Source organism: Pyramidobacter sp. C12-8 (genome assembly GCF_002007215.1).
Lineage (GTDB): Bacteria > Synergistota > Synergistia > Synergistales > Dethiosulfovibrionaceae > Pyramidobacter.
On record NZ_MUHX01000010.1, the window covers coordinates 36,452 to 48,296 of the forward strand.

Annotated in this window: 13 protein-coding genes; all 13 read left to right on the plus strand. The window is 61.7% G+C overall.

Annotation, left to right across the window (positions count from 1 at the left end):
• Nucleotides 1-73: 73 nt before the first annotated feature.
• The 13 genes from fumC (at nt 74) to B0D78_RS05530 (ending at nt 11,762) form a co-directional block, all read left to right on the plus strand.
• The gene (gene fumC, locus B0D78_RS05475) at nt 74-1,489 is read left to right on the plus strand and encodes a class II fumarate hydratase (RefSeq protein ID WP_078015972.1); all 1,416 of its coding nucleotides are present in this window, start codon (nt 74-76) and stop codon (nt 1,487-1,489) included.
• Nucleotides 1,490-1,496: 7 nt separating this feature from the next.
• Complete coding sequence (locus B0D78_RS05480) at nt 1,497-2,327, plus strand: M55 family metallopeptidase (RefSeq protein ID WP_078015973.1); 831 nt, start codon at nt 1,497-1,499, stop codon at nt 2,325-2,327.
• A 191-nt stretch (nt 2,328-2,518) separates the two neighbouring features.
• Nucleotides 2,519-4,003 carry an NAD(P)/FAD-dependent oxidoreductase gene (locus tag B0D78_RS05485; RefSeq protein WP_078015974.1) on the plus strand — a complete coding sequence of 495 codons (1,485 nt, stop codon included), beginning with the start codon at nt 2,519-2,521 and terminating at the stop codon, nt 4,001-4,003.
• Nucleotides 4,000-5,241 carry an NAD(P)/FAD-dependent oxidoreductase gene (locus B0D78_RS05490; protein WP_078015975.1) on the plus strand — a complete coding sequence of 414 codons (1,242 nt, stop codon included), beginning with the start codon at nt 4,000-4,002 and terminating at the stop codon, nt 5,239-5,241. The genes B0D78_RS05485 and B0D78_RS05490 overlap by 4 nt, the downstream gene beginning before the upstream one ends.
• A complete protein-coding gene (locus B0D78_RS05495; protein ID WP_009164560.1) occupies nt 5,238-5,618 on the plus strand; it encodes a DUF1667 domain-containing protein in 381 nt (126 codons plus the stop codon). The genes B0D78_RS05490 and B0D78_RS05495 overlap by 4 nt, the downstream gene beginning before the upstream one ends.
• A 52-nt stretch (nt 5,619-5,670) precedes the next feature.
• The gene (locus tag B0D78_RS05500; RefSeq protein ID WP_078015976.1) at nt 5,671-5,949 is read left to right on the plus strand and encodes a hypothetical protein; all 279 of its coding nucleotides are present in this window, start codon (nt 5,671-5,673) and stop codon (nt 5,947-5,949) included.
• Nucleotides 5,950-6,349: 400 nt separating this feature from the next.
• Nucleotides 6,350-6,583: a FeoA family protein gene (locus B0D78_RS05505; RefSeq protein WP_009164562.1), complete on the plus strand. Its 234-nt coding sequence runs from the start codon at nt 6,350-6,352 to the stop codon at nt 6,581-6,583.
• 88 nt (nt 6,584-6,671) lie between these two features.
• Complete coding sequence (locus B0D78_RS05510) at nt 6,672-6,905, plus strand: FeoA family protein (RefSeq protein WP_078015978.1); 234 nt, start codon at nt 6,672-6,674, stop codon at nt 6,903-6,905.
• A complete protein-coding gene (feoB, locus tag B0D78_RS05515) occupies nt 6,905-9,409 on the plus strand; it encodes a ferrous iron transport protein B (protein WP_078015979.1) in 2,505 nt (834 codons plus the stop codon). The genes B0D78_RS05510 and feoB overlap by 1 nt, the downstream gene beginning before the upstream one ends.
• Nucleotides 9,410-9,500: 91 nt before the next feature.
• Complete coding sequence (locus B0D78_RS05520) at nt 9,501-9,821, plus strand: hypothetical protein (RefSeq protein ID WP_078015980.1); 321 nt, start codon at nt 9,501-9,503, stop codon at nt 9,819-9,821.
• Between the two features lie 61 nt (nt 9,822-9,882).
• Nucleotides 9,883-10,677 carry a DUF4198 domain-containing protein gene (locus B0D78_RS05525; RefSeq protein ID WP_078015981.1) on the plus strand — a complete coding sequence of 265 codons (795 nt, stop codon included), beginning with the start codon at nt 9,883-9,885 and terminating at the stop codon, nt 10,675-10,677.
• A 43-nt stretch (nt 10,678-10,720) separates the two neighbouring features.
• Nucleotides 10,721-10,870: a FeoB-associated Cys-rich membrane protein gene (locus B0D78_RS12550; protein ID WP_009164567.1), complete on the plus strand. Its 150-nt coding sequence runs from the start codon at nt 10,721-10,723 to the stop codon at nt 10,868-10,870.
• Nucleotides 10,871-10,946: 76 nt separating this feature from the next.
• Nucleotides 10,947-11,762, plus strand: coding sequence for a DUF4198 domain-containing protein (locus tag B0D78_RS05530; RefSeq protein ID WP_009164568.1), 816 nt, complete (start codon nt 10,947-10,949; stop codon nt 11,760-11,762).
• Nucleotides 11,763-11,845 lie beyond the last annotated feature (83 nt).

The following is an 11,845-nucleotide window of genomic DNA, read 5'->3' on the forward strand; positions in this document are numbered from 1 at the left end:
CGCCGCGCCCGTTTCGTGGTACACTTTGCCCAGAGAATCTTTTCGTCAACGGAAAGAAAGGAGCGAGTTATCCATGGATTCCCGCATCGAAAGAGACAGCATGGGCGAGATCGCCGTCCCCGCCGAGCGTCACTGGGGCGCGCAGACGCAGCGCAGCTACGAGAACTTCCGCATCGGCACGGAGACGATGCCGCGCGGGATCATCGAAGCCTTCCTGATCCTCAAGAAAGCCGCCGCCGCGGCCAACGGCCGCCTTGGCGCGCTCGACGCCGAAACCGCCGCGGCGATCATGCACGCCGCCGACGAGCTGCTGGCCGGCGGCCGCTGGGACGAATTCCCGCTCAAGGTCTGGCAGACGGGCAGCGGCACCCAGAGCAACATGAACGTCAACGAAGTGATCGCCCATCTCGCTTCCGAACGTTTGGGGCGGAAGATCCATCCCAACGACCACGTCAACCGCAGCCAGAGCAGCAACGACACGTTTCCCACGGCGCTGCACGTCGCCGCCGTGCTGGCCGTGGAAAAGGGAGTGCTTCCCGCGCTGGAAAAGATGCGCGAGTGCTTGCAGGCCAAGTCGGAACGATACATGGATCTGGTCAAGATCGGCCGCACGCACCTGCAGGACGCCACGCCGCTGACGCTGGGACAGGAGATCGGCGGCTGGGCGCGCATGCTCGAACGCTGCCAGGCCATGATCATGACCGCCGTCGAGTTCATGAAGGATCTGGCCCTCGGCGGTACGGCCGTGGGCACCGGCCTGAACGCGCCCGAACAGTTCGGCAGATTCGCGGCGCAGGAGATCGGCGACATCACCGGCGTGGATTTCCGCACCGCGCCCAACAAGTTCCACTCGCTCACCAGCCGCGACGAGATCGTGGCGCTGCACGGCGCGCTCAAGGCGCTGGCCGCCGATCTGATGAAGATCGCCAACGACGTGCGCTGGCTCGCTTCCGGCCCGCGCTGCGGCCTCGGCGAGCTGAAGATCCCCGCGAACGAACCGGGAAGTTCGATCATGCCCGGCAAGGTCAATCCCACCCAGTGCGAGGCCGTGACCATGGTGGCCGTGCAGGTGATGGGCAACGACGCGGCCGTGGGCTTCGCGGCGTCGCAGGGCAACTTCGAGCTGAACGTGTTTTTGCCCGTGATCGCCTACAACTTTTTGCAAAGCTGCCGCCTGCTCGGCGACGCGATGAACTCCTTCACCGACCATTGCCTGGCCGGACTGGAGGCCGACGAGGCGCGCATCGCCGAGAACCTGAGCCGCAGCCTGATGCTGGTCACGGCGCTGGCGCCGAAGATCGGCTACGACAAGGCCGCCGAGATCGCCAAAAAAGCGAACGGCGAAGGCACGACGCTGCGCGAAGCGGCGCTGGCGCTTGGGTACCTGTCGGCCAAGGAATTCGACGCGGCCGTCCGTCCCGAGCTGATGGTCGGGCGCCCCGTGAGGGCCGTGAAGCCGCCCGCCGCGAAATCGGCGGAAAAGGAGTAACCGTCCGATGAGAATTTTTATCAGCGCCGACATGGAAGGCGCCACGGGCGTCACGTCCATCGCGCAGTGCGACAGCCGCCGTCCGGAATACGCTTTCGGCTGCAGGATGCAGCAGCGCGACGTGCTCGCGGCGGTGCGCGGCGCTCTGGACGGCGGCGCCGACGAGGTGATCGTCAACGACGCTCACAGTCACATGACCAATCTGGACATCGGCGAGTGGCCGAAGGGGGCGCGGCTGACCAGCGGCTCGCCCAAAACGCTGGGCATGATGGAAGGCTTCGACGAGTGCGACGGCATCTTCTTCCTCTGTTACCATGCCATGGCCGGCACGCGGTGCGCGGTGCTGGATCACACCATCGATCCGAACGTGGTTTACAGCGTGAAACTGAACGGCCTTGAAGTGGGCGAGATCGGCATCAACGCCGCGGCCGCTTCCGGCAAAAAAATCCCCGTGGCGTTGGTGACCGGCGACGACGCCGCCTGCTGCGAAGCCCGCGCCCTGTGGGGCGACACAGCCGTCACCGCCGCGGTGAAAAAGGCTCGCGGCCGCCTGGCCGCGACCTGCCTGGGACCGGAAGAGACTTACAAGATCATTTACGACGCGGCCATCAAGGCGGCGCAGCTGGTGCGCGGCAAAAAAGCGCCCGTGCTGGACTTCGCTCCGTCCTGGATCGCCGAGATCGCTTTTCTCAAGACCGCTCAATGCGATGTCGCCGCAACGCTGCCGTTCGTCGAGCGCCTCGACGGCCGCCGCGTCCGCTTCGGCGGCTCCGACTCCGTGGAAATGCGCCGCTGCGTCAGCGCCGTGCTCGATCTGGCGGGGACCGCGCCATTCTAACGCTGAAAGTATGGGCCGATTCCGTCCGCGGCGACGGGATCGGCTTTTTGCAGCCCATGAGATTCTGGGACAGGAGGCCGAAAAAACGTCGTTCCGCGCTGCAATAAGCCGTCAGCTTTTGTTCGGCGCGGCGCCCTTGTGTTCGAATTTTTGATGAAGAAACAGCGCGACAATCTTTGGGGGGATGGCAATTGAAGACAGACTATGACGTGGTCGTCGTCGGAGGCGGCGTGGTGGGGTGCGCCGTGGCGCGGGGGCTGGCGCAGTATCGCATCGGCGCCTGTCTCGTCGAACGCGAGCTTGACGTGTCGCTCGGCACAAGCTGCCGCAACAGCGGCGTGCTCCACTCGGGCATCAACTACAAGCCGGGCACGCTCCGCGCTGAACTGGCCGTGCGCGGCAACGCCATGATGGACGATCTGTGCCGCGACTTGAAGGTGAAAATCCGGCGCATCGGCAAGCTGACAGTCGCCCTTGACAGAGACGATCTGCCCGGCATCGAACGTCTTCACGCTCAGGGGCAGGCCAACGGCGTGCCGGGCCTGGAGATCATCGGTCCGGCGCGCATGCGTCAGATCCAGCCCGACGTACAGGGGATCGCGGCGCTGTGGTCGCCGACCAGCGCGATCATCTCGCCTTACGGCCTGACGATCGCCCTCGCCGAAAACGCCAAGGCCAACGGCGTCGACATCCGTCTCGATTGGCCGGTGGCGAACGTGAACGTGCTGCCGCAGGGGCGCGGCTTTGAAGTGAGAAACGATCGCGGCGACATGCTCACCTGCCGAGTGCTGGTGAATGCGGCGGGACTTTTTGCGGCGAAAATCTGCGAGATGGTGGGCATCGGGGATTATCGCATTTATCCCTGCCGCGGCGAATACTATGTGCTCGACAAGCGCCTCGGCGGTTCGTTGCGCACGCTGATCTACCCCACGCCGAATCCGAAAAATCCCGGCCTGGGCATTCACCTGACGCCGACGGTGGACGGCAATATCCTTATCGGGCCGAGCGCCGATTATCAGGATTCGCCTCGCTGGACCGGAAACGAAGCGCCGGTCATGGCGTCGCTGCGTGACGAAGGGCTCAAGCTGTTGCCCGACATCCACGTGTCCGATTATATCCGTACGTTCGCCGGCCTGCGCGCCAAGCGGACGCCGCCGGAAGTCGGCGGCAACGCCGATTTCGTGATCGAGGACCGCCCTGACGTGAAAGGCTTCATCAACGTGCTCGGCATCGAGAGCCCGGGGCTGACCAGTTCTCCTGCGATCGCGGAGATGGTGCTCGGTTTTGTGGGAAATCATCTGGAACTGCGGCGCACCCCGGATTTCAACGGCGCACGTCCTGGCAACGCTCTGTCGTTCAGCGAGCGCAGTCCCGAGGAACGCGCCGACATGATCGCTGCGGATCCGGATTACGGCGAAATGATCTGTCGCTGCGAGGGCGTCAGCAAACGCGAAGTGCTGGACGCGCTCGACAATCCGCTGGGCGCGCGAGCCTTCGTCAGCCTCAAGTACCGTTCCCGCGTCTCCATGGGGCGATGCCAGGGCGGCTTCTGTTTTCCCCGTATCGTCCGCCTGCTGCGCGAGGAGTTCGATTGGGAGTGGGAGGACTTTGTGGATCACAGCGCTGCGTCCGCCATGTTTTCAGGCTGTGCGCTCGGCGGGGGTGAAGACCGGTGATCGGGGAAAGACACTGCGGCGTCGCCGTGATCGGCGGCGGTCCCGCCGGCCTGGCGGCGGCCATCTCGGCCTGCGAGGCCGGTTGCCGCGACGTGGTACTGGTCGAGCGCGACCGGCTCTTGGGCGGTATTCTCAATCAGTGTATCCATGACGGTTTCGGCCTGCATCGTTTCGGCGAGGCCATGACCGGTCCCGAGTACGCCCAGCGCGACATCGACCGCTTCGGCGAATTGGGGCTCGAGGCCATGACCGAGTCGATGGTATTGGAACTTTCGAAGGAGCGCGAGCTGCTCGTCAGCCGTCGCGGCGAGATGGTCCGACTCAGAGCGGACGCCGTCGTGCTGGCCATGGGGTGCCGCGAGCGCCCGCGCGGCGCTCTGTCGATCCCCGGCACGCGCCCGGCGGGCATTTACACGGCCGGGGCCGCGCAGAATCTTGTCAATCTCGAAAACCTGATGCCCGGCAAAAAGATCTGCATCCTCGGCTCCGGCGATATCGGCCTGATCATGGCACGCCGCATGACCTTGGAGGGAGCCGGCGTCGAGGCGGTTTTCGAACTGCTGCCCTACTCAAGCGGCCTGCCGCGCAACATCCAGCAATGTCTGAACGATTACGGCATTCCCCTTTATCTGAGCACGACCGTGACCGATATTGTCGGCGACGACCGCCTCGAAGCCGTGCAGGTGTCGCGGGTGGACGAAAAACGCCGCCCCATCCCCGGTACGGAGCGGATTTTCGAGTGCGATACTCTGTTGCTGTCCGTCGGGCTGATCCCCGAAAACGAACTGACGCGCATGGCCGGCATCGAAATGAATCCTGCGACCGGCGGTGCGGCGGTGGATGACGACTTTATGACCAGCGTTCCCGGCATTTTCTCGTGCGGCAACGTGCTGCACGTGCACGATCTGGTGGATTGGGTCTCTCTGGAGGCGGCCGAAGCGGGGGCGCGCGCGGCGGCTTATGCTCTCGGACGATCTCCTTGCAGAGAGAGCATCGTCGTTCGTCCCGGCGCCGGCGTGCGTTACACTACGCCTTCGCGGATCAGCGGCGAAAAAGACGTGTCCATTGCGTTCCGTCTCGTCTCTCCCGGCCGTGACCGCTGTCTCGTCGTGAGCGCCGATGGCCGTGAGATCCTGCGCGAAAAACGGGTGCGCCTTCATCCGGCCGTGATGGAACATCTCGGAGTCAGGGCCGCTGATCTGAAGGGCTGCTGCAGTTTGGAGGTGTCGGTGCAGTGAGCGAACGCCGCGAATATACTTGTATCGTCTGTCCCAATGGCTGTCCTCTGCAAGTCGAGACGAGCGGCGGCGAAAAAGCGAAGCTTGTTTCGGTGACGGGCAATCTGTGTCCGCGCGGCGCCAGATGGGCGAAGCAGGAAGTGGAGGACCCGCGCCGTACCATTGCCACGAACGTGCTGGTGGAGGGCGGCACGCTGCCCGTGGCGAGCGTGCGCACGCTTGATGCCGTCCCGTTGAAGGACATCATGGCCGTGCGCGAAAGCCTGAAAGGAATCGTGCTCCATGCGCCGGTCCGGGCGGGCGACATCGTGGCCGATCATCCGGCCGGAGTCCCTTGCCGCGTCGCCGTCACGCGCCATGTGCCTCGCAAGGGCTGATTTTTCGTGATGAAATAGAATTTATGAAGTAAGGGGCTTGCGAAAATTCCGGATGGATTTCGCGAGCCCCTTTGTATTCGCACCGGTTGATTCTAAACTCTTGATAAAAAAACTTAACATGGCCCGCTGGCCCCCCGAGGGCGCTCTGGCGCTCAGGACGATCTCGCCTGCGGCGCAGTTCGTGGTGCGGATCTCCCTCGAGGCGCTCTCCCTGCCCAGCGTTTCAATCAAGAAGGAGTACAAGATTTTTGGAAGGCGGGGCGGCGGATTTGTCATTGAACACGACGCAAGAAATCCCGTTCTTATTGACAGGAAAGAAATCAGTTGTTAGAATCTCGGTAAGTTATGTATAACTAACTCATGTCGGATTCCTGATGATTCCGGAAAGCGGTGGATGCTTTGTTCCGAATTCAGTTGATTGCCATCGGTACGGTCAAGCGAGCGACTGCCGCGGAACGAAAAAGACTCATCGAGCGTGGGCTCGCTGCACGGAACGGGATCGCGCTTCTGTGACGATGATGCGCCTGTTTTGAACAGAAAAATGCATCGGCTCTGAAGCATTGCATCGTGAGAAAGCAGGAAAAAGACAAAGAACAAGAGATCCGCCGTCGATAAGTTCCATTAAGAATTCAGTAAGAATACGAATGTGCGCATGCGGAGACCCAGTGCAGGATCCGAGACGGGAAGGTCTCTCCGAAAAACGAATGCCGCGCAGTCTCAGGAGGTTTCCCATGTTCCCTCTCTCTTTGGCGCCGCTGAACGTCGATCTGAAAATCGTCAATCCCGGCGGCGACGCAAGAATGTCCAAGCGCCTCGAAAGCCTGGGATTGAGCGAAGGCAGCATCCTCACCCTTCTGCAGGAACGGGACGGCGACGTCATCGTCCGGCCGGCGGGAGGCGCGAGCAGCCTGGCGCTGGACCAAAACGTCGCCGCGCGCCTGATGGTGACCGTGAACGACTCGTAATTTTTCGCGGGGCCGGCGGGAAGATGGACCGCGTGCGCGGCGGAAATTCCGAACGCACGCTTTTACTGTTTCGAGAGAGGTGCAGACGATGAACGAAACGACGTTGGCGGAACTGGCTCCGGGAGAATCGGGGCGAATCGTGAAGATCGAGGGCAAAGGGATCCTCGCCCAGAGGCTGGTGGACATGGGGCTGTATCCCGGCGTCGCCGCGAAGGTCGTCCGCCGCGCGCCCCTCGGCGACCCGATCGAGGTGGACGCCGAAGGCGCGCTGGTCAATCTGCGCCGCGAAGAAGCGCGTTTCGTGAAAGTGAAAAAACTCTGATGGCAAAGAAGATCATCGCCCTCGCGGGACAGCCGAACTGCGGCAAATCGACCGTCTTCAACAGCCTGACGGGAGCGAAACAGTTCGTGGCCAATTATCCCGGCGTCACCGTCGACAAGATGATGGGCTGGTATAAACGAAACGGCGAAGACGTGGAAGTCATCGACCTTCCCGGCACGTACAGCCTGACCTCCTATTCCCCCGAAGAGCGCGTCACGCGCGACGTGCTCCTCCACGAGCCGCTTTCCGCCGTCGTGAACGTCATGGACGCCGCCAACCTGAAGCGCAGCCTGTACCTGACGCTCCAGCTTCTGGAGATGGAGATCCCCCTCATTCTCGACCTGAACATGATGGACGTGGCCGAAAAGCTGGGCGTCTCCATCGACGTTCCGGGACTTTCGCGGGAACTCGGCGCGCCGGTCGTGACGACGGCCATCACCCAGGGGCGCGGCCGCGAAGATCTGCTGCAGGCCGTCGCCGACATGTCGCAGTCCGGCGTCCGCGCCAGCCTCGCCGTTTGCGAGCTCTATCCCGACCTGAAAGACGCCCTGGACGATCTGGAGGGCCTGTTGAACCGCGAAGAGAGTCTGAAGGGCGCCTTCCCCATTTCGTGGCTCGCCGTCAAACTGATGGAAGGGGATCCCGCCGTCGCCGCGCTGCTGCGCGGCAAAGCGAAAGGGAGCGCGTCCGTCCTTGCGCGGGCGGAAGAATGGCGCGCGCGGTTCGAGCGGGAAAAGGGCGTGAGCGCCGACATCTACGTTTCAGGCCAGCGCAGCCGCCGGGCGGCGGCCATCGCCAAACGCCTCGCGGCCAAAAAGGAGGCCGCGAAAGCGCCGCTCTCCGAGCGCATTGACCGGGCCGTCTGCAACAAGTTCTTCGGCCCCGTCTTTCTGCTTTTCGTCATTTACGGATTCTATTACCTTTCCTTTATCCAGGGCTACAATCTCACCCACTACACATGGCCCGTCCTCGCCGGCGTCCGCAGCTTTGCGGAACGTATCCTTCCCCAGCCCGGGCTCATAGACGTTCCCATCGTGCGGGAATTCGTGCTCTGGATCGTGGATAACCTGAACGCGCTCTTCAACTACATCCCGATCTTCTTCATCCTCTTCGCGCTCATCGCCGTGCTGGAGGACAGCGGCTACATGCCGCGCATCGCGTTCGTCCTGGACCGTATCCTCAGCCGCTTCGGGCTGCACGGGCAGTCAACGCTGCCGATGATCCTCGGCGGCGTGGTCCTGGGCGGCTGCGCCGTTCCGGCGGTCATGGCCACCAAGGGAATCCCCGACGAAAAGTCGAAGCTGGCGACGATCCTGACGCTCCCCATGCTCAACTGTCAGGCCAAGCTGCCCTTGTACTTCCTGCTCATCGGCATCTACTTCAACGAGACGGTGCATCTGCCCCTGCTGGGGAACGTCAACCAGCAGGCCATCGTCATCGTCTTCATTCAGACGATCAGCCTGCTCTTCGTGCTGCCCATCGCCAAGATCCTTTCAATGACGGTGCTGAAGCACAAGGAAACGGCGCCGTTCATCATGGAGATGCCGCCCTATCACATCCCCACGCTTCGCGGCGTTTTAGGGCGGGCGGTCGAGCGGATCTGGCTGTACGTCCGCAAGATTACCACCGTCGTCGCTGCGGTCGCCGTGGTCCTCTTCGTCCTGCTGCGCTTCCCCGGCCTGTCCCCGGAACGCGAAGCCCATTACGAGGCGGAGAAAGACCGGGCCGTCCAAGTTTTTCTCGATGCGGCGAAGAACAAAAAATTCGGACGAAATCTCACGAACGAAGACGATGTCCTCAACCTGATCCTCTACCAGCAGGGTTACCGGGAATTACTCAAGTCCGGGGCCTCCGCCGAGAAGAAAAGGGCCTACGGACTCACGAATCCCGACTTTTTCGAGATCATCCAGAACAGGAAGGATCCTGAAGCGAAGGCGCTCGAAAAGGAGCTCAAAAAGCTGATCGTTTTCCGAACGAACGCGCTGACGGCCATCCGCAAGGAACGCATCGACAACAGCCTGCTCGGCAAGGCCGGCCGCGCGCTGGAACCTATTTCACGCTACGCCGGCTTCAACTGGCGCGTCAACGTCGCCGTGCTCAGCACCCTGGCGGCCAAGGAGAACAGCGTCTCCACGCTGGGCGCCCTTTACATCAAGGAAGCGGACGACGGCGAAGCGAAGAACGCCGACACGCTGGAACAGCGTATGAAACGGCAGGAGGAAGACCTCACGCCGCTGCACGCGATGGCTCTGATGCTCTTCATGGTGCTCTGTCCGCCCTGTCTGCCCACGATCATGGCCATCCGCGTGCAGACCGGCTCCACCAAATGGATGCTCTTCGCCTTTTTCGTGCCGCTCATTCTCGGGCTGCTCGCCGCCGTGCTCGTTTTTTCCGGCGGCTCCGCCCTCGGCCTGACCGGATTTCAGGCGATGTGGATCTTCTACCTGATCCCGCTGACCCTGACGATCCTGCTGGGGCTGATCAAGACCAAGAGGACCTATTGACCTGTCCCGAAAAGGCGCGCATATACTGCGGCAGACTGCGGCATTCCCCGCCGCTGGACTGACATACAAAATTCAAACGGAGGTTTTGAGGATGAACAGAAAGTTATGGACTGGCGTGATAACGGCCGTCTTCATCGCGGCGCTCGCAGGCGCCGCTCTGGCCCATACCCCGCTTTTCTCCTGCTGGGACAACGGCGACGGCACGCTCTCGTGCGAGGGCGGCTTCTCCGACGGTTCCTCGGCCGCGAACATCCCCATCCGCGTCACCGACGAGAAGGACGCCGTTGTGTTCGAGGGCAAGCTGGACGAGAGCGGCGAGCTGACGTTCGACAAGCCGCAGGGAGCCTTTTCCGTCACCTTCGACGGCGGCCCCGGGCACACGCTCACCGTCAAAAGCGGCGACATCAAGTAAGGCGGCCTGAGTGAATCAGGCCAGGATACTGATTTCAAAAAAGAAAAGGAGCGTATCGTACGTGAAAAAAGCGGCCCTGTTGTCGATATGCGCGCTGTTTGCCGCGGTTCTCCCCGCTTCGGCGCACTTTCAGATGCTCTATACCCCCGAGATGATTCTGGACAAAGGCGGAGAAATTCCCCTGAAGCTTGTGTTCACCCATCCTTTTGAGGCTGGACACACGATGGACATGGAGACCCCGCAGGAGTTCTTTGTCGTGAACAAGCAAAAGAAGACGGATCTGCTCAAGACGCTGAAGCCCATCACCTGGACGAGCCTGGAGAACAAGGGCAGGGGCTTTGAGACTTCTTTCAAGCTGAGAGGTATGGGCGATTACGTCTTCTGTCTGGTCCCGGCTCCTTATTTCGAAAAGAGCGAGGACATCTATATCCAACAAATCACCAAAATGATCGTAAACAACGGCAGTCTCCCCACGGAGTGGGATGCCGACATGGGGCTCAAGGCGGAGATCGTGCCCTTGGACAAGCCCTATGCGATCTGGGCCGGCGGGATGTTCCGCGGCGTCGTGAAGAGCGAAGGGAAGCCGGTCCCCTTCGCCGAGGTCGAGGTGGAGTACATGAACCATCGCCCCGACCTGAAGAAGAACGCCTTCGAAAGGAAGGGCGCGGTCTCCGCTCCCCACGACGCCTTTGTGACTCTGACGATCAAGGCCGACGCCAACGGCACGTTCGCTTTCGCCATGCCCAAGGAGGGATGGTGGGGATTTGCCGCTCTGGGCGTCGGCCCTGATACGGAATTCAAGGGCAAGGAGCTCTCGCAGGATGCGGTGATTTGGGTTCAGGCTGCCAAGATGTAGTTCGTTGAGGCACTCTGCGGCAGAGAGAGGAGGTTTTCAGACCATGGGCGCACAGGAGCTGATCGTTGTCCTGATCGCGCTTGCCGCCGGAGGATACCTGCTTCGCGGCTGGATCGTTTCCGCACGGCAGGGACGCTGCGGCGGGTGCGGATGTGGGTGTGGGGGCAGAAAATGCCCTCCGGACGAGGAATAATCGAGGGAGTTTCGTCCCTCTCGAAAGAATCGACATGACATTCGATGTATACACAACACTAAGGAGGAGAATTTTCATGCGCAAGATTTTTTCCGTACTGCTTGCAGGGGCGTTTTTTGCGGCTTCTTTCGGCGTTTCCGCCGAGGCTCACGAGTTCTGGGTGAACGCCGAGTATAAGGACGGCCTTCTCAAGGCCGATTTGGGCTACGGGCACGAGTATCCCGATCCCGAACCCATTGCCGCGGACCGTACGCATCTCTTCGAGCCCTTGAAGCTCATTACCGCCGAGGGCGCGACGGAGATGGCCCAGACCGGCGCCGACAACTTCCACTACGAGGCGGCGGCCGACTTGAAAAAAGGCGACTATTTGGTGATCGGCAACTACAAGCCCACTTTCTGGGCCAAAGGAGCGGAAGGATGGAAACAGGCGGACAAGGCCAAGTACAAGGAACTGACGAAGGCCGATGCGACTTATGCCGAGGAAGCGGCGATGTACGCCAAGCTCGTCCTGAATCTTGACGGCGCCGAGGGGATGGATGTCATCACCAAGCCGGTGGGACAGCGTCTGGAGATGGTGCCGCAGGTGAATCCGGCGACGGTGAAGCCGGGACAGCGCTTCCCCGTTCTGATACTCGTCGACGGCAAACCGGCCAAGACGGCGGAAGTGAAAGCCGTTTACGCGGGTTTTGCCGGCGACACGAAGGACGGCGATCCCGCCAACGAGTACAAGGCGTTCTATGGGCGTACCGACCTGAAAGGCATCATCAACATCATTCCCTCGAAAGCCGGCTATTGGAACGCCTCGGTGGAAGTGAAAGTGCCTTATGCCGACAAGACCGTCGCCGACGAGTCCGTCCTGGTATCCCGTCTGACGTTCATGATCGCGGAGTGAGCCCGGTTTCACGAGAACGACGAATTCTTATACTATTTCTTGATAAAACGCATGAACACAGTTTACGGGGCGCTGCGGGGAAG

Excerpts from the sequence above, each read along its gene's own strand:
- B0D78_RS05520 (WP_078015980.1), top strand. The coding sequence starts at position 9,501 with ATGAACAGAAAGTTATGGACTGGCGTGATAACGGCCGTCTTCATCGCG.
- B0D78_RS05510 (WP_078015978.1), top strand. The coding sequence starts at position 6,672 with ATGAACGAAACGACGTTGGCGGAACTGGCTCCGGGAGAATCGGGGCGA.
- B0D78_RS05480 (WP_078015973.1), top strand. The coding sequence starts at position 1,497 with ATGAGAATTTTTATCAGCGCCGACATGGAAGGCGCCACGGGCGTCACG.
- B0D78_RS05500 (WP_078015976.1), top strand. The coding sequence starts at position 5,671 with ATGGATTTCGCGAGCCCCTTTGTATTCGCACCGGTTGATTCTAAACTC.
- B0D78_RS05505 (WP_009164562.1), top strand. The coding sequence starts at position 6,350 with ATGTTCCCTCTCTCTTTGGCGCCGCTGAACGTCGATCTGAAAATCGTC.
- B0D78_RS05530 (WP_009164568.1), top strand. The coding sequence starts at position 10,947 with ATGCGCAAGATTTTTTCCGTACTGCTTGCAGGGGCGTTTTTTGCGGCT.
- fumC (WP_078015972.1), top strand. The coding sequence starts at position 74 with ATGGATTCCCGCATCGAAAGAGACAGCATGGGCGAGATCGCCGTCCCC.
- B0D78_RS12550 (WP_009164567.1), top strand. The coding sequence starts at position 10,721 with ATGGGCGCACAGGAGCTGATCGTTGTCCTGATCGCGCTTGCCGCCGGA.
- feoB (WP_078015979.1), top strand. The coding sequence starts at position 6,905 with ATGGCAAAGAAGATCATCGCCCTCGCGGGACAGCCGAACTGCGGCAAA.